A 22,820-nucleotide genomic window follows, 5' to 3' on the forward strand; every position below is an offset into this window, starting at 1 on the left:
GACCAGTCATATGGTCAGCTTTGGCGGTATTGCCCGCAAGTTATTTGGCTCTGCCAACGATCGTCGCGTGCGGTCCTTCCAGCCGAACGTCGCCGCAATCAACTCTATCGAAGAGAAGACCAAGGCGCTGACGGATGAGCAGCTCGCCGCAAAGACGCTGGAGTTCCGCGCACTCCTCGCAGAAGGCAAGACCTTGGACGACATCCTGATCCCGGCCTTCGCGGTCGTGCGCGAGGCCTCCCGCCGCGTCCTTGGCCTGCGACCTTTTGACGTACAGCTCGTCGGTGGCATGATCCTGCATTCCAATGCCATTGCCGAAATGAAGACCGGCGAAGGCAAGACGCTGGTCGCCACCCTGCCGGTCTATCTGAACGCGCTTGCCGGCAAGGGCGTGCATGTCGTCACTGTCAACGACTACCTGGCTCAGCGTGACGCGGCGACCATGGGCCGTCTCTACGGCTTCCTCGGCCTGACCACCGGCGTCATCGTCCACGGCCTTTCCGATGAAGAACGCCGTGACGCTTACAACTGCGACATCACCTACGCGACAAACAACGAACTCGGCTTCGATTATCTGCGCGATAACATGAAGTACGAGACGAACCAGATGGTCCAGCGCGGCCACAATTTCGCGATCGTCGACGAAGTGGACTCGATCCTCGTCGATGAAGCCCGCACGCCGCTGATCATCTCCGGCCCGCTCGATGACCGTTCCGACCTCTACAACACCATCGACACCTTCATTCCGCTGCTGTCGCCGGAGGATTACGAAATCGATGAAAAGCAGCGCTCGGCGAACTTCTCCGAAGTCGGCACCGAGAAGCTGGAAAACCTGCTGAAGCAGGCCGGCCTCCTGAAGGGCGCTTCGCTCTATGACATCGAGAACGTCGCGATCGTCCATCACGTCAACAATGCGCTGAAGGCCCACAAGCTGTTCCAGCGCGACAAGGATTACATCGTCCGCAACGGCGAAATCGTCATCATCGACGAATTCACCGGCCGCATGATGCCGGGCCGTCGTTATTCGGAAGGCCAGCACCAGGCGCTCGAAGCCAAGGAAAAGGTGCAGATCCAGCCGGAAAACCAGACGCTGGCTTCGATCACTTTCCAGAACTATTTCCGCATGTACGACAAGCTTGCCGGCATGACCGGTACTGCTCAGACGGAAGCGGAAGAATTCGGCAACATCTACAATCTCGATGTTCTCGAGGTGCCGACCAACCTGCCGATCAAGCGCATTGATGAAGACGACGAGGTCTACCGGACCGTCGAGGAAAAATACAAGGCGATCATCGCCGAGATCCTGGACGCTCACAAGCGCGGCCAACCGGTGCTCGTCGGCACGACCTCGATCGAGAAATCGGAGTTTCTGGCAGAGCTGATGCGCAAGCAGGGCTTCTCGAACTTCCAGGTTCTGAATGCCCGCTACCACGAGCAGGAAGCCTATATCGTCGCCCAGGCCGGTGTGCCGGGTGCCGTGACGATCGCCACCAACATGGCCGGCCGCGGTACCGACATCCAGCTCGGCGGCAACCTCGACATGCGTATCGAGCATGAGCTTGGTGAGGTCGAACAGGGTCCCGAGCGCGACGCCAAGGTCGAGGCAATCCGCGAAGAGATCAAGCAGCTCAAGGAAAAGGCGCTTGCCGCCGGCGGTCTTTACGTCATCGCCACCGAGCGTCACGAAAGCCGCCGTATCGACAACCAGTTCCGCGGCCGTTCCGGCCGTCAGGGCGACCCCGGCCGTTCCAAGTTCTACCTGTCGCTGCAGGACGACCTGATGCGCATCTTCGGCTCCGACCGTATGGATAGCATGCTGCAGAAGTTGGGCCTCAAGGAGGGCGAGGCGATCGTCCATCCCTGGATCAACAAGGCTCTGGAGCGTGCGCAGAAGAAGGTCGAAGCCCGCAACTTCGACATCCGCAAGAACCTTCTGAAGTACGACGACGTCCTGAACGACCAACGCAAGGTCATCTTCGAGCAGCGCGTCGAGATGATGGAAGCTCCGAATATTTCCGAGACCGTTTCCGACATGCGTCGCGAAGTGGTCGACGACCTGGTCACGACCCATATCCCGGAACGCGCTTACGCCGAACAGTGGGATGCCGCCGGCCTGAAGACGCAGGCCGCCAACATCCTCAATCTCGACCTTCCGATCGAGGACTGGGTGAAGGAAGAAGGCATCGGCGAGGACGACATCCGCGAACGCCTGATGGAAGCCACGAACGCTGCCTTCAATGAGAAGGTCGAGCGTTTCGGTCCTGACATCATGCACTATGTCGAGCGCCAGGTCGTCATGCAGACGCTCGACCATCTGTGGCGCGAGCATATCGTCAATCTCGACCACCTGCGTTCCGTCATCGGTTTCCGTGGATATGCCCAGCGCGATCCGCTGCAGGAATACAAGTCGGAAGCCTTCGAGCTCTTCCAGTCGCTGCTCAACAATCTGCGCCAGGCTGTTACCGCGCAGCTGATGCGCGTCGAGTTGGTGCAGCAGGCTCCGCCGCAGCCAGAGCCGCCCGTCATGCAGGCGCATCATCTGGACCCGACGACCGGCGAGGACGAATTCACGAATACGACCTATCAGGCGCTTGAGGTCACGGTCCCGCCGGAAAACCGCAACCCCGACGATCCCGCGACCTGGGGCAAGGTCGGCCGCAACGAAGCCTGCCCCTGCGGCTCGGGCAAGAAATACAAGCACTGCCACGGTGCTTTCGAACAGGTCTGAGAATGGCGCCTTCGGGCGCCATTTTCTTTTGCCTTTCTCCCATTTTTGGACATCAGCCGCAGGTAGCCCGGTATCCCTGACAATACCGTTTCTTAACCCTGCTCTGGCAAGACTTGTCGGTGCGAATGCCCTGCCCTTAGAGTTTTGCGTGTTAAAATGGCGGTCATAGAAACAGCGGAAAAGATGCTGCCCGCAGGGCTGCGGCCGATCGCCGGCCGTGCGTTGCGCACGCTTGCCGCGGTGCTGACCGGACGGGGCGATAAGGCGACCGCGCAGCGCATGGCGTTGACCGCCTTCTCGATCCGCATCCTCAGCGCCGCACTCGCGTTCCTGTCGCAGATCGTGCTCGCCCGACTGATGGGTGAATATGAATACGGCATCTTCGTTTTCGTCTGGGTGCTGGTCGTCCTCTGCGGCGATCTTTCCTGCCTTGGTTTCCACACCGCGATCGTGCGCTTCCTACCGCAATATCGCGCGGCCGGCGCCTTTGCCGAAATCCGCGGCCTGACGGGCACTGCCCGCATCTTTTCAATGCTCTCGGGCACCACCGTTCTCATCGCCGGCATGCTCGGCCTGCATTTCTTCGGCGACAGGATCGAAAGCTATTACCTTGTGCCGATCCTCCTCGGCCTTATGGCCATGCCGATGATCGCGCTCGGCGATGTCCTCGAAGGTACGTCACGGGCCAACCATTGGCCGGTCATGGCGCTCAGCCCGGTCTATATTGTCAGGCCGGTCCTCATCATCCTCTTCATGCTGGCTGCCATCCTTTTCGGCGCGCCGCACACGGCGGTTACCGCCATGCAGGCAGCACTTGCGGCAACCTTCGTCACCGCTCTCGGCCAATACGCTGCCACGCTCTACCGGATGCGCAAGCATTATGATGCCGGCCCTCGCAAAGTGGATTTTCTGGAATGGCTCGGTGTCGCCTTCCCAATCTTCCTGATCGAAGGCGTGAGCTTTCTGCTGACCAATTCCGATGTCGTGATCGTTGGCATCTTCCTGGAACCGCATGACGTCGCGATCTATTTCGCGGCCGCCAAGACCATGGCGCTGGTGCATTTCATCAATTTCTCGGTGAAGGCTGCCTCCGGCCCCCGCTTCTCCTCCATCATCGCCGAAGGCAACCAGACCGATCTTGCGGTCGCCGCTGTCGATGCCGCCCGCTGGACGTTCTGGCCGGCTCTCGGCGTCGGTCTCGCGGTCTTGGCGGCCGGGCATCTGCTGCTGTCGCTTTTCGGCGGTGCCTTCACGGCTGGTTACATGCTGATGGCGATCCTGCTTGCCGGCATCCTCGCCAAGGCGCTGGTCGGTCCCGCCGAGACGCTTTTGATGATGGCGGGCAAACAGAACCTCTGTGTCGCTCTCTATGCCGGAGCGCTCGCCGCCAATGTCGGCCTCAATATCCTGCTGATCCCACACTACGGCATCGTTGGCACGGCGATCGCCACCGCCTCCGCCATGGCCGTAGAAGCGATCCTGCTGCATGTCTTCGTGCGCCGCACGCTCGGCTTCACGCTTTTCGCCTTCGCAACCCCTTCCGCCGCAACGCCAGAAATGAGAGCCCGATAGATGGTACGCGTACCACCCATCACCGAGAGCACCGACAGCATCGCGAACCGCATGGTTCACGATCTTGCCGCGCTCAAGTTCGAAGCGCCACAGGCCGAAGCGCGGATCGAAATCGGCCGGCCGGGCCGTGAACTCTGCCTTTACCCCGGCAAGCTCGGCTACGATCTGCAGGAGGAGCTGGACTTCCTCTCCAACCGCGCAATGGAGCCGAACGTCTTCTTCAGCGGCCGCTTCCTGGCACCTGCCATGCCTCGTTTGGAAGACCGGCAGGTCAATTTCGCCATTATCAGAGATCAGAACGAACATCGCAGCCGCATGCGCCTGCTCATGCCCTTCTCCGTCGACAAGCCCGGTTTCGCCGTCGGTCCATCAATCATCCGCGGCTGGGCAAACAGCTTTGGCCCGCTCGGCACCCCCTTGGTTGATGCCGAGGACGCGGCCGAGACGCTGGACAATCTCTTCGAAGGCCTGATCACGCCGGACCTCGGCCTGCCGGGCACGCTGGTGCTGCCGGACGTACGCCTGAACGGCATCTTCGTGCGCATGGCAAAGGCGGTGGCGCTCAGCCGCAACCTGCCATTGACCATCGCCAATCCGTATCAGCGGCCGATGCTGCAGAGCGATGACGACGCCATGGTCTATCTCGGCCGCACCGTATCCTCCTCTCATTTGCGCGAGATGCGCCGCCAGTGGCGGCTGCTCGAGGAACTCGGCACGGTCGTCCACACCGTTGCCCGCCAGCCGCGCGAGATCCACATGCGCTTCGAGGAATTCCTGGCGCTGGAGGCCGGCGGCTGGAAGGGTAAGCGCCGCAGTGCGCTGGTTACCGACCGCTATCATACCGCCTTCGCCCGCGAGGCCGTCTCCAACCTGGCGGAAGTCGACGCCGTGCGCATCCACACGATCGACCTCAAAGGCAAGGCGATTGCCTCGGTCGTCGTGCTGATGATGGGCGGCGAGGCCTATACCTGGAAGACAGCCTATGACGAAAGCTATTCCCGCTATTCCCCGGGCAAGCTGTTGATGAGCGAACTGACGGAATGGCATCTCGACGACGCCAACGTCGTGCGCTCGGATTCATGCGCCGTCTCCGATCATCCGATCATGAGCCGCTTCTGGCAGGAGCGCGAGGAGATGGGCACGCTGGTGATCGGCCTGACGCAAAATGGCGACCGCGACATGCGCCAGGTCGCCGCCCAGCTTCACATGTACCGCAGCACCCGCAACATGGCGAAGATGCTGCGCGAGAAGATCATGTCGCTTGCCGGCCGCGGCTAAGTTTCAGCCTCCGCTGCAGCCTTTTCGCGCAACAGTCGACGGATCACCTTGCCCGTTGTCGTCAGCGGCAAAGCATCGACGAATTCGACCTCGCGCGGATATTCGTGCATTGAAAGCCGCGTTTTCACCCAATCTCGTATTTCCGCTGCCAATTCCACGCCGGGACTATAACCAGGTGAAAGCACGACGTAGGCCTTGACGATTTCGGTTCGCAGCGGATCAGGCTTGCCCACGGCAGCGGCAAGCTGCACGGCCGGATGGCCGATGAGACAGTCCTCGATCTCCGCCGGTCCGATGCGATACCCTGACGACGTGATCACATCGTCGTCGCGACCGGCGAAGGTGACATAACCTTCCTTGTCCTGCAGGCCGATATCGCCGGTCAGCAACCAACCTTTGGCATATTTCCTCTCCGTCGCGTCAGGATCGTTCCAGTAGCCGAGGAACATCACCGGGTCGGGACTGGCAATGGCGATCTGCCCCTGCTCGCCGACCGGCAACTCATCACCCTCATCGCTGACAACAGCCACTTTGTGGCCGGGTGAAGCGCGCCCGATCGCTCCGGCCTTCGTCACGCCGAAGGCAGCGCTCGAGGACAGCACGAAATTGCATTCCGTCTGCCCGTAAAATTCGTTGACGATGATGCCCAGCGTGCGCCGCGCCCATTCATAGGTTTCACGTCCCAAGGACTCGCCCGCCGAGCCGATGGTGCGCAGCACGAGATCATATTTCAAGCGCGGTTCCTCGACGGATTTCAGGAGGCGCAGCGCCGTCGGCGGAATGAAGGCGTTGCGCACCTTCATCTCGGCCATGATGCGATAGGCCATGTGGGCATCGAACTTCTGAGCCGGCGAGGAGACGACAGGCACGCCGAGCAGCAGGCTCGGCAACAGCGCATTGAGCAAGCCGCCGGCCCAGGCCCAGTCGGACGGCGTCCAGACCTTGTCTCCGGCCTGCGGGAAACCTTCATGGACGAATTGCATGCCGGGAATATGGCCGGCGAGAACCCGGTGACCGTGCAGCGCGCCCTTCGGCGGCCCAGTCGTCCCCGACGTGAAAATCATCAGCGCCGGCTCATCCGGTCCCGATTGCGCGATGTCGAAGACAGGCGGATAGGCCGAAACCAGATCGGCAAAGCCGAACGTACCAGCCGAGGCTCCCTCGATGCTGACGACATGTTGGATGTCAGGCAGACGATCGCGGATCTGGTTGATGCGTGTAAGCCCGAAGCCGTTGGTGACGACAGCTTTCGCACCCGCAGCCTTCAGCCGGTATTCCAGCGCCTCGACCCCAAAGAGCAGCGCAAGCGGCAACGCGATCGCGCCCATCTTGTAGATCGCCACATGCGAAATGACCGTCTCGAAGGATTGCGGCAGGAGCAGCGCCACACGATCTCGCCTGCCGATGCCAAGTGCTGCGAGCGCGTTGGCGAGGGACGAGGAGTGAGCGGCAAGTTCGCCGTAGGTCAACGACAGATGATGGCCGTCGGCACTGAAATGCTCGAGGCAGACGCGATACGGATCGTACGCGGCCCAGTCGTCGCTGACGGCGCGGCCGATATTGAAATCCTCTGATATCTGCCAGGAGAAATCGCGGTAGAGCGTGTCGTATCGATCGCCGGGCGGCAGTTTCATATGCATGATCCAGTAGAATGCTGCACCAGCTAACACCTCACTGCGCAGATGCGCAAGCGATGTAATCCGCAAGGATGAGACGACATTCCGCCGACTCATCACGTATTATTGCGCTAACTGCAGAACACCTTCTCCGCTGCGCTTGCAGAGACTTCGACGATTTCTGCTCTACATCATGCGTATGCGTCTGGGGAGTCGCTGAAGTTCACTACGGAGCACCTTTCATGGAATATGTAAAACTCGGGAAGACCGGTCTCGAAGTCTCGAAGATCTGCCTCGGCTGCATGACCTATGGCGATCCCAACCGTGGAAACCATGCCTGGAGCCTGCCGGAAGAAGAAAGCCGCGCATTGCTCAAGCAGGCGATCGATCTCGGCATCAATTTCCTCGATACGGCAAACACCTATTCCAACGGCTCCTCCGAGGAGATCGTCGGCCGCGCCATAAAGGATTTCTCCAAGCGCGAGGACATCGTGCTCGCCACCAAAGTGTTCAACCGCATGCGCCCCGGCCCGAATGGCGCCGGCCTGTCGCGCAAGGCGATCTTCAACGAAATCGACAACAGCCTGCGCCGCCTCGGCACAGACTATGTCGACCTCTACCAGATCCACCGCTGGGACTACACGACACCGATCGAGGAAACGCTGGAAGCCCTCCATGATGTCGTAAAGGCCGGTAAGGCACGTTATATCGGCGCCTCCTCCATGTATTCCTGGCAATTTGCCAAGGCGCTCTACACTTCCCGCCTCAACGGCTGGACGGAATTCGTCAGCATGCAGGACCACCTGAACCTGCTCTACCGCGAGGAAGAACGGGAAATGCTGCCCTTCTGCGAGGATCAGAAGATCGCCGTCATTCCCTGGAGTCCGCTTGCCCGCGGTCGTCTGACCCGTGACTGGGACGAGACGACCAACCGCAGCGAGACCGACGAATTCGGCAAGACGCTTTATAAGCAGGCCGAAGATGCCGACCGCAAGATTGTCGAGAAGGTCGCCGAGATCGCCAAGGCCCATGGCATTTCGCGCGCGCAGGTCGCCACAGCCTGGATCCTGCAGAAGAGCGCCGTTACAGCACCGATCATCGGCGCATCCAAGCCGAACCACCTGAGAGATGCCGTCGGTGCGCTGACGGTAAAACTGAGTGCTGAGGATATCGCCGCACTCGAAGCGCCCTACATTCCGCACAATGTCGCCGGCTTCAAATAAGCCGCCGTCCCGCCTCTTGAAGGATGGTTGAGGCACGCAGGCGGCGATCCGATCACACCCGCCAAACACCGGAGATCATAAGACAAGTAGTTTCAAGTCTGATAGATCGCACACGGTTCAAGGTTGCTGCTCCGGGTCGAGCTTGCGGCGCATCGTGACCAGAAACTGTTCAGCAAGTGCCCGGTCCTCGACCGCCCGGGCAAGGATAACGGCTCCCATCATCGAGGAAAGCGTTGTCGTCGCATTGGCGCGGCGCGCCTCCCTGGTTTCGCCAGACATAATATCCTCCAGCACATCGACCAGCGTGGACAGTCCCTCGCTGAAAGTCGCGCGCACCGCGTCTTCGCTGCGGCTGACTTCCTGGATCAGCGAGGCGAACACGCAGCTTCCGCCGGGATCGTCGACCGTACGCCAGTGGATGTAGTGATCGAGCAGCGCCTGCAGTGGCCGGTCGGGGTGGTCGGCAATCTGCTCGCGCCAGCGCTCTTCCACGCGCTCGATCAGCTTGCGGCTGACCTCCAGCGCAAGGTCGTCCTTCGATTCGAAATGGCCGTAAAACCCGCCATGCGTCAGGCCCGCGGCCTTCATGATGTCGGCAACGCCAACGCCGTCGAAACCGTTTTCGCGGAAGAGCACGCTGGCAGCCGTCAGGATCTTCTCGCGGTTTTCTGCAAATTTCTCGCGGCTGACCCGCATTTTTCGTCTCCGGAAATGGTCGCTTGACAATTTATATGATGTCCATCATCAATACGCAACAAATATGATGGCCGTCATCTAAAACACTCTTGTATGGTCCCCACCTCACAAACGGAATTTGCCCATGGTCTCTGCAGTCCTTGCATCATCCCTTGCCCGACGAAACATTCACTATGGATGGGTCGTCGTCGCTGCCACGTTCCTGACCATGCTGGTAACCGCCGGCGCAATGGGCGCGCCGGGCGTGCTCATCAAGCCGCTGCAGGATGAATTCGGCTGGGAAACCTCGCAGATCTCGTCTGCCCTTGCCATCCGCCTCATCCTCTTCGGCCTGATGGGTCCGTTTGCGGCAGCCTTCATGAACTATTTCGGCGTCCGCAAGGTCATCGTCTTTGCGCTCGCGCTGATCGGTGCAGGCTTCATCGGCTCGTTGTTCATGACCGAGCTTTGGCATCTGCTGGCGCTCTGGGGCATCGTCGTCGGCTTCGGCACCGGGCTGACGGCCATGGTACTGGCGGCCACGGTTTCCACACGCTGGTTTGTCAAGCATCGCGGCCTCGTCGTCGGTATGCTCTCGGCAAGTTCGGCAACCGGCCAGCTCGTTTTCCTGCCGCTGATGGCAGAATTGACCGAACGCTATGGCTGGCGCGCCACGGTCTTCTTCGTCTGCGCCATGATCATGGTCGCCGCCCTTCTCGTACTGCTCTTCATGCGCGACCGTCCCTCGGACGTGAATCTGCCGTCGGTCGGCGAAACCGAGGTTGCGCCGGCCCCGGCCCGAGGCACGCTCGGCGCAGCACTTGCAACGCCGATAACGGTTCTCAGAGACATTTCGACGACCTCGACCTTCTGGATCCTATTCGCCACCTTTTTCATCTGCGGTCTCAGCACCAACGGCCTTATCCAAACGCATTTCGTCACACTCTGCGGCGATTTCGGTATCATGCCGGTCGCAGCCGCCAGCGTTCTCGCTGTCATGGGCATTTTCGATTTCTTCGGGACGATCGGTTCCGGCTGGCTCTCCGACCGCTTCGACAATCGCTGGCTGCTCTTCTGGTATTACGGCCTGCGCGGTCTCTCGCTGCTTTTCCTCCCCTTCAGCGATTTCAGCTTCTACGGCCTGTCGATCTTCGCCGTCTTCTATGGCCTCGACTGGATCGCCACCGTGCCGCCGACCGTCAAGATCGCTGCCGACCGTTTCGGCCGCGAAAAAGCCGGCCTCGTCTTCGGCTGGGTCTTTGCCGGCCACCAGCTCGGCGCTGCAACCGCCGCCTATGGCGCCGGGCTGTCGCGCACCGCCCTGGAAAGCTACCTGCCCGCTTTCTTCATCGCCGGCGCCTTCTGCCTGCTGGCCTCGGTCCTGGCGATCACGCTGAAGAAATCCGGCCTTACCGGACCGGGCGCAACGGTCGCCCACTAAATACCGAATTCGAAAGAGCTAAACTTCGCCCGCCGTCTTGCACGCGCGGGCGAACGCATGTTAGACAGCCGCCTCGTATTTCGCTGCCCCATTGGCGGAATTGGTAGACGCGCTCGACTCAAAATCGAGTTTCGAAAGAAGTGCTGGTTCGACCCCGGCATGGGGCACCAAATATCTCTTAAATGGCTTTATGTTTCGCCCGCACCCCGAAGGGCGAGGGCATAAGCCTTGGTGATCGATGTTGAGCTCCCAGCGAAGTGGAATGCCGAGCCCTCAGTTCAGTCTTTAGTCACAACGGCGCACCGTTTTTGTGACAGTGCCTTCGTCGGTCTGACGGGTGATGCTACGCGTGTAACAGCGGTCACGGTCCCGATCGCGCCAGCGATCCCGTTCACGCACCGCGCCGAACGTAATGCCGCGATCGCTGATGGTAACGCCGGGACGAGCCCGGTCACGGTCATAATGGTCATATCCGTCATAGGAGCGCTCGCGGGTGACGGTCACGCTATCCGCCATTGCGGGCGCTGCAGCCGAGCCCAGGGCAAGGGCAGCGATTGCGCAGTTGATGATGATCTTTCGCATCTCTCTTCTCCTTGTCTTCATGTTAGAGGCAACGACACAGGACCTTAGTGGTTCCGACCAAAAGCCGGCCATTTAGGCCTAATCTATCCAAATCAACTCTTTAACTTTGACGGCGCTTCATCCTAAAGTGCCGGCCGCGGGCATTTTGAGAGGGCGGATGCATCAGGAAGCGGGACTCATTGCGACGGTAGCCATAAGCTTCGTCTTTGCGGCGGTTCTTGGCTATTGCGCCGACAGGCTGCGACTGCCGCCACTGGTCGGCTATCTCTTCGCCGGCATTCTCATGGGACCATTCACACCGGGCTTTGTCGCCGACACGGAGCTTGCGAGCCAGCTCGCCGAAATGGGTGTGATCCTGCTGATGTTCGGCGTCGGCCTGCACTTCTCCGCATCCGATCTTTTGGCCGTGCGCGGCATCGCCGTACCGGGCGCCATCGGCCAGATCCTGCTTGCCACCCTACTCGGCGTCGGCCTCGGCGAACTCTGGGGCTGGAGCCTCGGCGCCGGCATCGTCTTCGGCCTCAGCCTTTCGGTTGCCAGCACGGTCGTGCTCCTGAAAGCGCTGGAGGAGCGCAATCTCGTCAATACCGCCGGCGGGCGCGTGGCTGTCGGCTGGTTGATCGTCGAGGATCTCGCCATGGTACTGGCGCTCGTGCTGTTGCCGGCCCTCGCCGAACTTCTGGGCGGGCATGCGAGCGACGCCGCCTCGCATGGCCTTGACCTGCCGCTTTCTGCCACCATCGCACTCACCTTGCTGAAAGTCGCATCCTTTGCCGCCATGGCGATCTTCCTTGGGCCGCGCATCGTGCCTTGGCTTTTGACGCTGATTGCCCGTACCGGCTCGCGCGAACTCTTCACGCTCACCGTGCTCGCCATCGCGCTCGGCATTGCTTTCGGTTCGGCGGCAATCTTCGGCGTTTCCTTTGCACTCGGCGCCTTCTTCGCCGGCGTGGTCATGAGCGAATCCCATCTCAGCCATCGCGCCGCCGCCGATTCCCTGCCGCTGCAGAATGCCTTCTCGGTGCTGTTTTTCGTTTCCGTCGGCATGCTCTTCGATCCGTCGATCATTGTGCAGCACCCTCTGGCTGTGATCAGTGCTCTGGCACTGATCATCGTCGGCAAGGCAATCATCTCCTTCGGCATTGTAGCTCTGCTGCGCTATCCGATCGGCATGGGCCTGACGGCAGCCGGCGGCCTTGCCCAGATCGGCGAATTCTCCTTCATCCTCGCCGGCCTCGGCGTTTCGCTCGGGCTCCTGCCGCATGAAGGACAGGATCTGATCCTCGCCGCCGCGATTCTCTCCATCACACTGAACCCGATCGTCATCTTCGTAGCGGAGAAGCTGAACCGCAACATCAAGGTGAAGTGGCCACGTCTCTACGAAAGCTACGGGCGAAAGAACCAGGATGCCCTGGCGCGGGAACTGGAAAAGATCCGGGCGCTCGGCGAGGAGCGCGCGCGCCAGCATCATCTGCGGATACAGCAGCTGGTCGAGACCTTCCCGCTCTTTTCCGAAGCCGGCGAGGATGCGCTCGAGGAACTGCTCCTGCTGTTCAACCCCAAACTCGCCTCGCCCGGCGAACGCGTCATCCGCCGCGGGGATCGCGGCGACAGCATGTATTTCATCTCCTCTGGCGCGGTCGAAGTACGGCTGGCAAGCGGAGCAGTGCGGCTGGAGCCCGGCGCCTTCTTCGGCGAAATGGCGCTGCTCAGCGGCGGACGCCGCACGGCCGATGTCATCGCCGTGGATTTCTGCCAGTTCGAAGTGCTGGAGCGGCGTGACTTCAACATGTTCATGTCACGCCATCCGCATCTGCGTGCGATCGTCAGCGAAATGGCACAGAAGCGCACCGAAATGAACGTGATGCGCCAGCAGTGGGAAAAATCCATGGATCTGTCGTAAAAAGCGCCGCGGCACGCAGGCCGTAGCGCTCTCAAGCGGGTTTTATCAAGGTAGGATTACTTGTTGTCCGGGCGAGCGTCGCTCATCGGCCGCTGTTCCCGCATATCTCACGATCGGCAGACAGACCTGATCACGCTGTCGCGATGTCGTCCATCTTCGGCCAGTAGAGATCCGAACGGTAATCGGTAGGGATCGGATCGAGCCTGGAAATCGCCTCGGCGGCAAAATCGATCTGCATGGCAAGATATTTGAGCACGGCCGGCATCGGCACACCGGCGGCAAATTCCATGACCCGTGAGCGGCTATAGCCGCTGGCACCAAGGCGCCGCACCGCCTCGCGGCGAACATCCTCACGATCCGGCCTCCGGCTCTCGGCTTCACGATCCTGCTGTTCGGCCACGCCGAGCCCGCCCTCTATTACCCTCAATCGCATGGCATGCCACCCAATATTTCAACTCGCATAAGCTTGCCGCAGATTCGCCGGATTGCCATCTCGCGAAATCTTGGGAGACATGCCCACGGCAGATCACAAAAATTTTTCAACGAGAACGCCTCGAAGCCGCAGGCCGAGCATTTACAGCGTCATGATCGCCCCCTAATGCTTTGTGCGTCGCAACAAGGAAGGAAACGGATGCTCCGCAGACTTTACGACTGGACCATGTCTCTGGCCTCGAAAAAATCGGCCGAAGTCTGGCTCGCCGTCATCGCCTTCGTCGAAAGCTCCGTCTTTCTGGTCCCCGCTGACGTGCTCTTCCTGCCGATGGCGCTCGCCAAGCCCGAGCGCTCCTATCGCTACGCGATCGTCGCCACCATCGCCTCGGTACTCGGCGGTATCGCCGGTTGGGCACTCGGCTATTATGCCTATGAAACCGTGGCGAAGCCGGTTCTGGAATTCTACGGAAAGCTCGATCAGTTCGAGCAGATGAAATCCTACGTCACCTACGAGACCATCCTGCTGCTCCTCGTCACCTCGGGTCTGGCGCATTTGCCGCCGATCAAGATCGTGACGATCCTGTCCGGCGTCATCCATGTCAGCCTGCCGCTCTTCATCGTTTCGGCGATCATCGCCCGCGGCGCCCGCTTCCTGTTCCTTGCATGGCTGCTGCGCCGTTACGGTGAGCCGATCCGCCATTTCATCGAGAAGCGTCTCGGCCAGATCGTCGGCATCGGCGCGGCGGTCGTGATCGTGCTATATCTAGCGTACCGATATTTTGCCCACTGAGCCAACTTCGCGGAGTTCCGCCATGAATGCCCCCACCTCGCCGCTTGCCCGCCCGGGCTTCGCTCTCTCGCTGCTGCTTGCCATCGGCATGACCGTGGTGGCCGGAACGGCCCTCGGCTTTCAGTATATCGGCGGTTACATTCCCTGCGCACTCTGCCTGCTGCAGCGTCAGCCGTATTACTACGGCATTCCGATCGCGATCGTCGGCGCAGTGGCCGCTCTCGTCGGTCTGCCCAACTGGATGACGCGCGCCATCATTCTTGCCGTCGGCATCCTGATGCTCGTCGGCGCGGGCATGGGCGTCTATCACGCCGGCGTGGAATGGCATTTCTGGCCCGGCCCTGCCACCTGCTCGACCACGGCCAGCAGCCTGACCACCAATGCCGGCGATCTCCTAAGCGAGCTGAACACGATCAAAGGCCCGTCCTGCACGGATGCAGCACTGCGGGTTCTCGGCCTGTCCTTTGCGGGCTGGAATGTGATCGCGAGCCTGATCCTCGCAGCCTTCGCCTTCTGGAGCGTGAAGAAGACAGCGTAAGACGCTTAAAAGCAGGTCGCGCAAAAGTGCGCAGCGGCTTTGCGACAACGACTGCATAAACCAAGGACTTTGAATCAGGGCTGCAGCTCGGTATCCCAGTAGAGGTAGTCGAGCCAGCTATCATGCAGATAGTTCGGCGGGAAGAGCCGGCCGTTATTGTGCAGGTCCTGCACAGTCGGCTGGTACGGCTTTTGCGCCGGGAACATGCCTGCCTGCTTCGGAAGCTTGCTGCCCTTGCGCAGATTGCAGGGCGAACAGGCCGCCACGACATTCTCCCAGGTCGTCTCGCCGCCATGAGCGCGCGGAGTGACGTGGTCGAAAGTCAGATCGTCATGAGCGCCGCAATACTGGCACTCGAACCTGTCGCGCAGGAAAACGTTGAAGCGGGTGAAGGCGGGATTGCGGGATGGCTGAACGTAAGTCTTGAGGCACACCACACTCGGCAGCCGCATCGAAAAGCTCGGTGAGGAAACCTCGTGCTCATATTCCGCGATGATATTCACACGGTCGAGAAATACCGCCTTGATCGCGTCCTGCCAGGACCAGAGCGACAAGGGATAATAACTCAGCGGCCGGTAGTCAGCGTTCAGGACGAGCGCCGGCAGGGCCTGTGGGGAGACTGCAATCGTCAAGGAGCCCTCCTGGATCGATTCGGCATCTGCACCTGTATATTAGGCCGGTTGTTACAGGATTGTGAAGTCCAATAAATTCAGGGAATAAAGGCGAATCGAGGGACAGTGCCGTTAGAGCCTTTCCTGGTTAGATTGCAGCATTCTGCCGGAGCAGGTTTTCGTCAGGGCAAAGGCGATTGGCGACGGGCATACCCCAAGGTACGTCCGAGCCGATCGCCTTTGATCCTGGCGCAAAGATGCCCGGCCCTAGCTGGTTTGCAAGCAAACCACCGGGGTTGGCTGAAACGGGCCGTCTGATCGACCGGCCGGCTTGGCCGTAGATCTGGGCTACGACGCGCGCCGGCCGGTCGACCATCCGACTCCGTTTGAGCCAACAGAATGCTGCAATCTAATCAGGAAAGGCTCTAACCGATCGGCAGCACGTCGCGATGCATTTTTGCGGCGTAATAAGCCCAGAAAAGCCGGGCTGCGACGGAGCGCCAAGGCGACCAGATTTCTGCAAGCCCTGCAAGCACTTTGGCCTGCGGGCGCTCCGCGAGACCGAATGCCGCAGCAACCGCTGCCTGGAGAGCCACATCGCCCGCCGGAAAAACATCCACATGCCCGCCGCAGAACATCAAATAGACCTCTGCGGTCCATGGCCCGATTCCCTTCTGGGCCGTCAGTTCCGCGAGCGCCTCGGCGGGCGGTTTTTGGACCAGGGCCTGCAGATTGATTCGCCCGGAAGCGACGGCTTGCGCAATCCGTGTCAGCGTGTCGGCCTTGGCACGGGAAAGCCCGAATTCGCGCCAGGCTTCGGGATGAAGCAGTATGTATGTCTCCGCGCTCAGCGATCCGCTCTCGGGCTGCATCCGCCGCCAGATCGCCTCCGCGCTGGCACGCGAGACCATCTGCGAAACGATGATATGGGCAAGGCCGGCAAAACCCGGCTCGCGCAGCCTGAGCGGCACAGGCCCCGCTTCCTTGGCAACCGAAACGAGCCGTGGGTCGAGAACAAGAAGAGCGGCGAGCCCCTCTTCGATATCCTTTTCGTTGCTGATGACCTGCACCTTGCCTCGCGATCGCTTCAAATCCGTGTCAGAAGAAAGCATGATCACGACTCCGCGTCAAAAACCCGTCTTCCGTTTCGCGCCGAGCCCCAATGGGCCTTTGCATCTCGGTCACGCGCTGTCAGCTTTCCTCAACGACGACATGGCAAGAGCGATAGAAGGCCGGCTGCTGCTGCGCATCGAAGACATCGATCTGACGCGCTGTACACCCGAATTCGAAGCCGGCATCTACGCCGATCTCCAATGGCTTGAGATCGAATGGGAGCAGCCGGTGCGCCGCCAGTCGGAACATTTTTCCGAATATCAGGCAGCCCTTCATTCGCTGGTCGAACGCGGATTGGTCTACCCTTCCTTCCTGACGCGCGGAGAGGTCAAAACCCGCGTTGCGGCTTACGAGGGGGTAAACCGCCCCTGGCCACGCGATCCCGACGGCACGCCGCATTATCCGGCTGATGACCGCGACCGCAGCGAGGACGAGCGCAGCACAATGCTGGCCTCCGGCTTGAAACATGCTTGGCGTCTGGACATGCACCGGGCAATGAATCTGGTCGGCGAACCGCTGTTCTGGACGGAAACCGGCGACGAAAGAAAAGGTGAAATCCTGGCCGAGCCCGCCGCCTGGGGCGATGTCGTTCTCTCGCGCTCGGATGCGCCCTCCAGCTACCATCTGTCTGTTGTCGTCGATGATGCGCTGCAGGGCGTGACCCATGTCGTGCGCGGGCTCGACCTTTTCCACGCCACCTCGGTGCACAGGCTGCTGCAGAGGTTGCTCGACCTGCCGCAACCAGCCTATCACCATCATCGCCTCGTCGTGGACGCAGATGGCCGGAAGCTTTCCAAAAGCCAGGGCGATACTGGCCTTGCGGAGCTGCGTGCGAAGGGGCTGTCAGTTGCCGGTATTCGCCGCCTTGTCGGACTTTGAATCGGCAGCGCGGTCACGCCCAACCACCGAGAAGGTTCGCGAAAAATTGCGCAGCACCCGGAACTTCATCAGCGCTGCATTGATCTCGGCGCCGACGATGAAGATGACGCCCACCATGTAGAGGAAGATGAGTGCGATCATGACGGACGCCAGACCGGCATAGGTAGCAGTGTAATTGGCGAAGGTCGCCAGATAATAGGCGAAGATCAGCGCACCGAAGAGCCAGGACAGCAAGGTCAGAAACACGCCGGGAATGACATCGAAGACACGGCGCTTGCCGGCGGGCAGCCAGAGATGGACGACGAGCAGGGCGATGGTGAGCATGACGAGCGTGCCATAGATGCGCCAGCCGAAAACGATTTCGAGTGTGTCGACGATGACGGGCAGCCATTGACGGATCGTCGCAGGAAGCCATTCGAGACTGTCGTTATGCAGCAGCCAGTCGCGCGCATAATCGAGGCCGACTGGAACCGCCACGAGCAGAATGCTGATGGCCGCGACGATAATGACTGCGACAAGGACATAGCCGAGGCTGAAAAGGCGTGTCAGGTACCATGGCCTGGTTTCCTGTACTCGATAAGCACGGTTGAGCGAGATGCGTAGCGCCTCAACGCCGTTCGAAGCAAAATAGGCGGCCGCCAGCACAGAGATCGTGAGAAGCCCTCCGCGCGGGATTGTCAGAACTTCGACGAGTTGATCCGAAAGCGGTTTGGCGATGGCCGCTGGCCAAGTGTCGAAGATGAAATGGATCGCGTAATTCGAAAACTGGTCCGCACCAAGAAAATTGGCAAGCGCCGTCCCGAAGATCAGAAAGGGGAAAACCGCAAGCAGGCTGGAAAGCGCCACATGACTTGCCATGGCAAAGCCGTCATCGTCGATGAGGTGGCAGATGGCGTCGTATACCACGTCATAGAGCGTGCGCAGGGCTTTCGGCATTCGGCTTCCCAATTGTATCCTTCGGGCGAATATGGGAAATGAGTCCCATTTTGTACAGGAATCATTGAATGGCCGACCAGCGCACCATCGTCGTGACCGGATGCTCTTCCGGCATCGGCGCTTATTGCGCGCGCGCCCTGAAGACGGATGGCTGGCGGGTCTTTGCGACCGTGCGCAAGACCGATGACCTGGCAGCGCTGGAAGCCGACGGCGTCGAAGCCTTTCTGATGGACTACACGCAGCCCAACACAATCTCGGCTCTGGTGGACGCCGTGGCTGAACGCAGCAACGGCCGGATCGATGCGCTGTTCAACAACGGTGCCTATGGGCAGCCGGGAGCGGTAGAGGATCTCTCGACGCAGGCGCTACGCGACCAATTCGAAACCAACGTCTTCGGCTGGCACGAACTGGCCAGGCAGGTCATTCCTTTCATGCGCCGGCGCGGCCAGGGCCGTATCGTGCAGTGTTCCTCGATCCTCGGCCTTGTGCCCTATCGCTATCGCGGCGCCTACACAGCCTCGAAATTCGCGATCGAAGGCCTGAGCATCACCCTGCGCATGGAACTCCAGGGAAGCGGCATTCACGTCAGCCTGATCGAACCGGGGCCGATCACCAGCCGCTTCACGGCAAACGCGTTGGCGAAGATCAAAGAGCATATAGACCTGGAAAACTCGCCCCATGCCGTCGAGTACCGCCGGCAGCTTGCCCGCCTCGAAGGCTCAGGTCCGGTCAACCGCCACAAACTTGGCCCCGAGACGGTCTATGCAGTATTGACGCGTGCATTGAACTCGAAAAATCCGAAGCCACATTATCCCGTAACGACTCCGGCCAAGCAGGGCATATTGCTGAAGAGGCTGCTTCCGGCCGATCTCTTCTACCGCCTGATGCGCTGGACGGACTGAAAAAGAAAAGAGATTGCCATGTCCACGGTCACCTACGTCATCGCGATCATCGTCATGGGCCTCGTTGCCCTGGTGCTGATCCGCGGCCTGTTCAACATGATGAAGGGTGGCGATGCGAACCTTTCCAACAAGCTGATGCAGCTTCGCGTGCTGCTGCAGGCGATTGCCGTCATCCTGATCATGCTGACGCTCTGGCTGACCGGCGGCGAACGCCCGAGCTGATCCGAGAACAGGCAATGGTCAAGCTCAACAAGATCTACACCAGAACCGGCGATGACGGCACGACCGCGCTGGTCTCCGGCCCACGCCGCACCAAGCACGATCTTCGTGTCGAAGCCTACGGCACGATAGACGAAACCAGTTCGGCGATCGGCGTCGCGAGATTGCATACGACGGAGCTAGCCGAACTCGACGCCATGCTCGCGCTGATCCAGAATGATCTCTTCGATCTCGGCGCAGATCTGGCCACGCCTGAAACGGGTGAGCCGCCAGCCTACGAGGCGCTGCGTATCGTAGAAAGCCAGGTCACCCGCCTGGAGCAGGATATCGACAAGCTGAACGCCGATCTTGAACCGCTGAAATCCTTCGTTCTTCCGGGCGGCAGCGCCGCGGCTGCCCATCTGCACCTTGCCCGCACGATTGCGCGCCGCGCCGAACGGCTGATGGTGGCACTTGCCCGCAGCGAAGGAGAAACGGTCAGTGCCGCAGCGCTGAAATATGCCAACCGCCTCTCCGATTTCCTGTTCGTTGCCGCCCGTCATGTAAATGATGGCGGGAAGGCGGATGTGCTTTGGGTTCCCGGAAAAAACAGGTAGGTTCGCAGCCATCAGGATCGCCCGGGGGCAGGCTTTCATGTTCATACCGTTGCACGATGCCAATACGCTGAAGCACATCAGGGTTCAGTGGGTCACACTCGGCCTGATGGCGGCAAATATCGCCGCCTGGATCTTCACCACTGTTGAAAGCGAGCAAGTTGCGCAGGCCGCGACCATCGGTCTCGGTTATATCCCGGCCATCGTCTTTGGCCATACGTCGCTGGCGCCAGGTCTGGAAATAGTGCCGGAAACGGCCACCTACATCACCTACTCCTTCATCCATACGAGCTTCTGGCATCTTGCCGGCAACATGATCTTCCTCTGGGTCTTCGGCGACAATGTCGAGGATGCGATGGGGCATCTGCGCTTCCTCGTCTTCTACCTCGCCTGCGCTGCGGCCGGCGCCCTCTGCCATGGCCTGCTGATGACGACGTCGGAAGCACCGCTCGTCGGCGCATCGGGTGCGATTTCAGGCGTGGTCGCTGCCTATCTCATGCTGCATCCGCGCGTGCGGGTCTGGGTCCTCGTCTTCTTCCGTGTGCCGTTGCCGCTGCCGGCCTTCATTCCGCTCCTGCTCTGGGTCGGCCAGCAGTTCTTCATGCTGCTGATCGATCCCAACGGCAACGTCTCCTGGGGTGCGCATGTCGGCGGCATCATCGCCGGCGCCCTGCTCGTGCTTGTGCTGCGCCGGCCCGGCGTTCCGCTATTCGACCGTCAGATCGTCACGCCACGTGCCGTCCGCGACCAGCCGATCCCTGTCCGCGTCACCGCCTCAGGCATGCCCGTGCCGCCGCGCCTGCCTTGGGGGCGGGACAAGCTTTAATATTGACGTGAACGTAAACGTTAATATATTGCCATTCAAATCGACCGGCCGCGTCACGGAAGCGTTGTATTTGGAGGAAAAACGCGTATCCATGTCGCCATTCGACAATCGGAGCGGCGTCCAAGCGCGCATTTTCCCAGACGTCTCTGTTGAAGGCCCATCTCTGTTCGAAGGAAGGACCCCATGAAAATTCTCGTCCCAGTCAAGCGCGTTGTCGATTACAACGTGAAGATCCGCGTCAAGCCGGATGGATCGGGCGTCGACCTTGCCAACGTCAAGATGTCGATGAACCCGTTCGACGAGATTTCCGTCGAGGAGGCCCTTCGCCTGAAGGAAGCTGGCAAGGCCGAGGAAGTGATCGTCGTCTCGATCGGCCCCGCCAAGGCAGAAGAAACCCTGCGTACTGCGCTCGCCATGGGCGCCGATCGCGCCATCCTCGTCGAGACCGATGACGCCGTCGAGCCGCTCGCAGTAGCAAAGATCCTCAAGGGTGTTGCAGACGCTGAAAAGCCGGGCCTGATCATCGTCGGCAAGCAGGCGATCGACGATGATTCCAACCAGACCGGCCAGATGCTCGCGGCCCTCCTCGGCTCCGCCCAGGCGACTTTTGCATCCAAGGTCGAAATTGATGGCGACAGCGCCACCGTCACCCGCGAAATCGACGGCGGCCTGCAGACGATTAAGGTCAAGCTTCCGGCCGTCGTAACGACCGACCTGCGTTTGAACGAGCCGCGCTACGCAACGCTGCCGAATATCATGAAGGCGAAGAAGAAGCCGCTGGACAAGAAAAGCCCGGCCGATTTCGATGTTTCCACCGCGCCGCGCCTCAAGGTTTTGAAGACGGAAGAGCCCTCCGGCCGCAAGGCAGGCGTGAAGGTGAAGTCGGTCGCCGAGCTTGTCGACAAGCTCAAGAATGAAGCCGGCGTCCTCTAAGGTTCGAGAAAGGAATACGACTATGGCCATTCTTCTTCTGGCTGACCACGACAACAACAGCCTTTCCGACCAGACCGCCAAGACCCTCGCGGCCGCAACGCAGATTGGTGGCGATGTGCACATTCTCGTCGCCGGCAAAGGCGCGAAGGCAGCGGCCGATGCGGCTGCGAAGCTCTCCGGCGTCTCCAAGGTGCTGCTCGCCGAAAGCGACGAGCTTGCCAATAACCTTGCCGAACCACTTGGCGACCTGATCATCTCGCTGGCCGGCAGCTATGACACGATCGTCGCCGCTGCCACCTCCACCGGCAAGAATGTCATGCCGCGTGTTGCGGCTCTGCTCGATATCGCCCAGGTCTCCGAAATCATCGAAGTGGTTTCGCCCGACACCTTCAAGCGCCCGATCTATGCCGGCAATGCCATCCAGACGGTGCAGGCGACCGACGCCAAGAAGGTCATCACCGTGCGCACTGCCTCTTTCGCCTCTGTTGGCGAGGGCGGCTCGGCTGCCGTCGACGCAATCCCGGCCGTCTCTGACCCGGGCCTTTCGAACTTCGTGTCCGACGCGCTGTCGGCCTCCGAGCGTCCGGAACTGACCTCCGCCAAGATCATCATTTCCGGCGGTCGTGCGCTCGGTTCGGCGGAAAAGTTCAAGGAAGTCATTCTGCCGGTCGCCGACAAGCTCGGTGCAGCCGTCGGCGCCTCGCGCGCCGCAGTCGACGCCGGTTACGCCCCGAACGACTGGCAGGTCGGCCAGACCGGCAAGGTCGTCGCCCCGCAGCTCTACATCGCCTGCGGCATCTCCGGCGCCATCCAGCATCTGGCCGGCATGAAGGACTCGAAAGTCATCGTCGCCATCAACAAGGACGAGGAAGCCCCGATCTTCCAGATTGCCGACTATGGACTTGTGGCCGATCTCTTCGACGTCCTGCCGGAGCTCGAAAAAGCCCTCTGATCGGGCACATTGCCTTCTTTTCGCACTTGCGAATGACTGGAAAATTGTCTTCTATCGGTCTACTACTTTTGCCGGGCG

General features: G+C 60.6%; 23 protein-coding genes and 1 tRNA gene. 16 read left to right on the plus strand and 8 right to left on the minus strand.

The window, feature by feature from the left end; genetic code table 11:
* The first annotated feature begins 10 nt into the window (after nt 1-10).
* From secA to KQ933_RS17715, 3 genes are all read left to right on the plus strand, one after another.
* Entirely contained in the window at nt 11-2,728 is a 2,718-nt protein-coding gene (secA, locus tag KQ933_RS17705; protein ID WP_216756074.1) for a preprotein translocase subunit SecA, read from the plus strand.
* 156 nt (nt 2,729-2,884) lie between these two features.
* Nucleotides 2,885-4,300, plus strand: coding sequence for an oligosaccharide flippase family protein (locus KQ933_RS17710; protein ID WP_216756075.1), 1,416 nt, complete (start codon nt 2,885-2,887; stop codon nt 4,298-4,300).
* Nucleotides 4,301-5,578: a GNAT family N-acetyltransferase gene (locus tag KQ933_RS17715; protein ID WP_216756076.1), complete on the plus strand. Its 1,278-nt coding sequence runs from the start codon at nt 4,301-4,303 to the stop codon at nt 5,576-5,578.
* Here the strand turns inward: KQ933_RS17715 and KQ933_RS17720 are convergent.
* Nucleotides 5,575-7,212 carry an AMP-binding protein gene (locus KQ933_RS17720; RefSeq protein ID WP_216756077.1) on the minus strand — a complete coding sequence of 546 codons (1,638 nt, stop codon included), beginning with the start codon at nt 7,210-7,212 and terminating at the stop codon, nt 5,575-5,577. The genes KQ933_RS17715 and KQ933_RS17720 overlap by 4 nt on opposite strands.
* Nucleotides 7,213-7,436: 224 nt before the next feature.
* Between KQ933_RS17720 and KQ933_RS17725 the strand changes: the two genes are divergently transcribed.
* Nucleotides 7,437-8,417 carry an aldo/keto reductase gene (locus tag KQ933_RS17725; protein WP_216756078.1) on the plus strand — a complete coding sequence of 327 codons (981 nt, stop codon included), beginning with the start codon at nt 7,437-7,439 and terminating at the stop codon, nt 8,415-8,417.
* A 117-nt stretch (nt 8,418-8,534) separates the two neighbouring features.
* Here the strand turns inward: KQ933_RS17725 and KQ933_RS17730 are convergent, their stop codons facing one another.
* Complete coding sequence (locus KQ933_RS17730; protein ID WP_216756079.1) at nt 8,535-9,113, minus strand: TetR/AcrR family transcriptional regulator; 579 nt, start codon at nt 9,111-9,113, stop codon at nt 8,535-8,537.
* Nucleotides 9,114-9,237: 124 nt separating this feature from the next.
* Between KQ933_RS17730 and KQ933_RS17735 the strand changes: the two genes are divergently transcribed.
* Nucleotides 9,238-10,533 (plus strand): MFS transporter, encoded by a 1,296-nt coding sequence (locus KQ933_RS17735; protein ID WP_216756080.1) that lies wholly within the window; start codon nt 9,238-9,240, stop codon nt 10,531-10,533.
* Between the two features lie 85 nt (nt 10,534-10,618).
* Nucleotides 10,619-10,703: transfer RNA gene (locus KQ933_RS17740), tRNA-Leu, on the plus strand.
* Between the two features lie 115 nt (nt 10,704-10,818).
* On the opposite strand, the gene KQ933_RS17745 is transcribed toward KQ933_RS17740, so the two are convergent.
* Entirely contained in the window at nt 10,819-11,115 is a 297-nt protein-coding gene (locus KQ933_RS17745; protein WP_216756081.1) for a hypothetical protein, read from the minus strand.
* A 157-nt stretch (nt 11,116-11,272) separates the two neighbouring features.
* Here KQ933_RS17745 and KQ933_RS17750 point away from each other — a divergent pair, with 157 nt between their 5' ends.
* Complete coding sequence (locus KQ933_RS17750) at nt 11,273-13,018, plus strand: cation:proton antiporter (protein ID WP_216756082.1); 1,746 nt, start codon at nt 11,273-11,275, stop codon at nt 13,016-13,018.
* A gap of 130 nt (nt 13,019-13,148) precedes the next feature.
* Here the strand turns inward: KQ933_RS17750 and KQ933_RS17755 are convergent, their stop codons facing one another.
* On the minus strand, nt 13,149-13,451 hold the full coding sequence (locus KQ933_RS17755; RefSeq protein ID WP_216756083.1) for a hypothetical protein: 303 nt from the start codon (nt 13,449-13,451) through the stop codon (nt 13,149-13,151).
* A gap of 198 nt (nt 13,452-13,649) precedes the next feature.
* Between KQ933_RS17755 and KQ933_RS17760 the strand changes: the two genes are divergently transcribed.
* Nucleotides 13,650-14,240, plus strand: coding sequence for a YqaA family protein (locus KQ933_RS17760; protein ID WP_216756084.1), 591 nt, complete (start codon nt 13,650-13,652; stop codon nt 14,238-14,240).
* Between the two features lie 22 nt (nt 14,241-14,262).
* Complete coding sequence (locus KQ933_RS17765; protein WP_216756085.1) at nt 14,263-14,778, plus strand: disulfide bond formation protein B; 516 nt, start codon at nt 14,263-14,265, stop codon at nt 14,776-14,778.
* 74 nt (nt 14,779-14,852) lie between these two features.
* Here KQ933_RS17765 and KQ933_RS17770 read toward each other — a convergent pair whose 3' ends face one another.
* The 3 genes from KQ933_RS17770 to KQ933_RS17775 all read right to left on the minus strand — a co-directional run bounded on the left by KQ933_RS17770 (nt 14,853) and on the right by KQ933_RS17775 (nt 16,501).
* Nucleotides 14,853-15,410 (minus strand): HNH endonuclease, encoded by a 558-nt coding sequence (locus KQ933_RS17770; protein WP_113299070.1) that lies wholly within the window; start codon nt 15,408-15,410, stop codon nt 14,853-14,855.
* Between the two features lie 127 nt (nt 15,411-15,537).
* Nucleotides 15,538-15,765 (minus strand): hypothetical protein, encoded by a 228-nt coding sequence (locus KQ933_RS33830; RefSeq protein WP_367882482.1) that lies wholly within the window; start codon nt 15,763-15,765, stop codon nt 15,538-15,540.
* 49 nt (nt 15,766-15,814) lie between these two features.
* Nucleotides 15,815-16,501 carry a DNA-3-methyladenine glycosylase gene (locus tag KQ933_RS17775; protein WP_216756086.1) on the minus strand — a complete coding sequence of 229 codons (687 nt, stop codon included), beginning with the start codon at nt 16,499-16,501 and terminating at the stop codon, nt 15,815-15,817.
* Here KQ933_RS17775 and gluQRS point away from each other — a divergent pair.
* Nucleotides 16,500-17,381: a tRNA glutamyl-Q(34) synthetase GluQRS gene (gene gluQRS / locus KQ933_RS17780; RefSeq protein WP_216756087.1), complete on the plus strand. Its 882-nt coding sequence runs from the start codon at nt 16,500-16,502 to the stop codon at nt 17,379-17,381. The genes KQ933_RS17775 and gluQRS overlap by 2 nt on opposite strands.
* Here the strand turns inward: gluQRS and KQ933_RS17785 are convergent.
* On the minus strand, nt 17,346-18,317 hold the full coding sequence (locus tag KQ933_RS17785; protein ID WP_216756088.1) for a YihY/virulence factor BrkB family protein: 972 nt from the start codon (nt 18,315-18,317) through the stop codon (nt 17,346-17,348). The genes gluQRS and KQ933_RS17785 overlap by 36 nt on opposite strands.
* A 68-nt stretch (nt 18,318-18,385) precedes the next feature.
* Between KQ933_RS17785 and KQ933_RS17790 the strand changes: the two genes are divergently transcribed.
* The 6 genes from KQ933_RS17790 to KQ933_RS17815 all read left to right on the plus strand — a co-directional run bounded on the left by KQ933_RS17790 (nt 18,386) and on the right by KQ933_RS17815 (nt 22,742).
* Nucleotides 18,386-19,219, plus strand: a complete 834-nt coding sequence (locus KQ933_RS17790) for an SDR family oxidoreductase (RefSeq protein ID WP_216756089.1) — start codon at nt 18,386-18,388, stop codon at nt 19,217-19,219.
* Between the two features lie 18 nt (nt 19,220-19,237).
* Entirely contained in the window at nt 19,238-19,441 is a 204-nt protein-coding gene (locus KQ933_RS17795; RefSeq protein WP_216756090.1) for a twin transmembrane helix small protein, read from the plus strand.
* Nucleotides 19,442-19,455: 14 nt separating this feature from the next.
* The gene (locus KQ933_RS17800; protein ID WP_216756091.1) at nt 19,456-20,034 is read left to right on the plus strand and encodes a cob(I)yrinic acid a,c-diamide adenosyltransferase; all 579 of its coding nucleotides are present in this window, start codon (nt 19,456-19,458) and stop codon (nt 20,032-20,034) included.
* A gap of 37 nt (nt 20,035-20,071) precedes the next feature.
* Nucleotides 20,072-20,857 carry a rhomboid family intramembrane serine protease gene (locus KQ933_RS17805; protein ID WP_216756092.1) on the plus strand — a complete coding sequence of 262 codons (786 nt, stop codon included), beginning with the start codon at nt 20,072-20,074 and terminating at the stop codon, nt 20,855-20,857.
* Nucleotides 20,858-21,040: 183 nt separating this feature from the next.
* Nucleotides 21,041-21,790, plus strand: a complete 750-nt coding sequence (locus KQ933_RS17810; RefSeq protein ID WP_216756093.1) for an electron transfer flavoprotein subunit beta/FixA family protein — start codon at nt 21,041-21,043, stop codon at nt 21,788-21,790.
* 22 nt (nt 21,791-21,812) lie between these two features.
* Complete coding sequence (locus KQ933_RS17815) at nt 21,813-22,742, plus strand: electron transfer flavoprotein subunit alpha/FixB family protein (RefSeq protein ID WP_216756094.1); 930 nt, start codon at nt 21,813-21,815, stop codon at nt 22,740-22,742.
* The last annotated feature ends 78 nt before the right edge of the window (nt 22,743-22,820 follow it).

It is taken from the genome of Rhizobium sp. WYJ-E13 (genome assembly GCF_018987265.1).
GTDB lineage: Bacteria > Pseudomonadota > Alphaproteobacteria > Rhizobiales > Rhizobiaceae > Rhizobium.

Coding starts and splice junctions, on each gene's coding strand:
- secA (WP_216756074.1), top strand. CDS start 11: ATGGTCAGCTTTGGCGGTATTGCCCGCAAGTTATTTGGCTCTGCCAAC.
- KQ933_RS17710 (WP_216756075.1), top strand. CDS start 2,885: ATGGCGGTCATAGAAACAGCGGAAAAGATGCTGCCCGCAGGGCTGCGG.
- KQ933_RS17715 (WP_216756076.1), top strand. CDS start 4,301: ATGGTACGCGTACCACCCATCACCGAGAGCACCGACAGCATCGCGAAC.
- KQ933_RS17720 (WP_216756077.1), bottom strand. CDS start 7,212: ATGAAACTGCCGCCCGGCGATCGATACGACACGCTCTACCGCGATTTC.
- KQ933_RS17725 (WP_216756078.1), top strand. CDS start 7,437: ATGGAATATGTAAAACTCGGGAAGACCGGTCTCGAAGTCTCGAAGATC.
- KQ933_RS17730 (WP_216756079.1), bottom strand. CDS start 9,113: ATGCGGGTCAGCCGCGAGAAATTTGCAGAAAACCGCGAGAAGATCCTG.
- KQ933_RS17735 (WP_216756080.1), top strand. CDS start 9,238: ATGGTCTCTGCAGTCCTTGCATCATCCCTTGCCCGACGAAACATTCAC.
- KQ933_RS17745 (WP_216756081.1), bottom strand. CDS start 11,115: ATGCGAAAGATCATCATCAACTGCGCAATCGCTGCCCTTGCCCTGGGC.
- KQ933_RS17750 (WP_216756082.1), top strand. CDS start 11,273: ATGCATCAGGAAGCGGGACTCATTGCGACGGTAGCCATAAGCTTCGTC.
- KQ933_RS17755 (WP_216756083.1), bottom strand. CDS start 13,451: ATGCGATTGAGGGTAATAGAGGGCGGGCTCGGCGTGGCCGAACAGCAG.
- KQ933_RS17760 (WP_216756084.1), top strand. CDS start 13,650: ATGCTCCGCAGACTTTACGACTGGACCATGTCTCTGGCCTCGAAAAAA.
- KQ933_RS17765 (WP_216756085.1), top strand. CDS start 14,263: ATGAATGCCCCCACCTCGCCGCTTGCCCGCCCGGGCTTCGCTCTCTCG.
- KQ933_RS33830 (WP_367882482.1), bottom strand. CDS start 15,765: ATGGTCGACCGGCCGGCGCGCGTCGTAGCCCAGATCTACGGCCAAGCC.
- gluQRS (WP_216756087.1), top strand. CDS start 16,500: ATGATCACGACTCCGCGTCAAAAACCCGTCTTCCGTTTCGCGCCGAGC.
- KQ933_RS17775 (WP_216756086.1), bottom strand. CDS start 16,501: ATGCTTTCTTCTGACACGGATTTGAAGCGATCGCGAGGCAAGGTGCAG.
- KQ933_RS17785 (WP_216756088.1), bottom strand. CDS start 18,317: ATGCCGAAAGCCCTGCGCACGCTCTATGACGTGGTATACGACGCCATC.
- KQ933_RS17790 (WP_216756089.1), top strand. CDS start 18,386: ATGGCCGACCAGCGCACCATCGTCGTGACCGGATGCTCTTCCGGCATC.
- KQ933_RS17795 (WP_216756090.1), top strand. CDS start 19,238: ATGTCCACGGTCACCTACGTCATCGCGATCATCGTCATGGGCCTCGTT.
- KQ933_RS17800 (WP_216756091.1), top strand. CDS start 19,456: ATGGTCAAGCTCAACAAGATCTACACCAGAACCGGCGATGACGGCACG.
- KQ933_RS17805 (WP_216756092.1), top strand. CDS start 20,072: ATGTTCATACCGTTGCACGATGCCAATACGCTGAAGCACATCAGGGTT.
- KQ933_RS17810 (WP_216756093.1), top strand. CDS start 21,041: ATGAAAATTCTCGTCCCAGTCAAGCGCGTTGTCGATTACAACGTGAAG.
- KQ933_RS17815 (WP_216756094.1), top strand. CDS start 21,813: ATGGCCATTCTTCTTCTGGCTGACCACGACAACAACAGCCTTTCCGAC.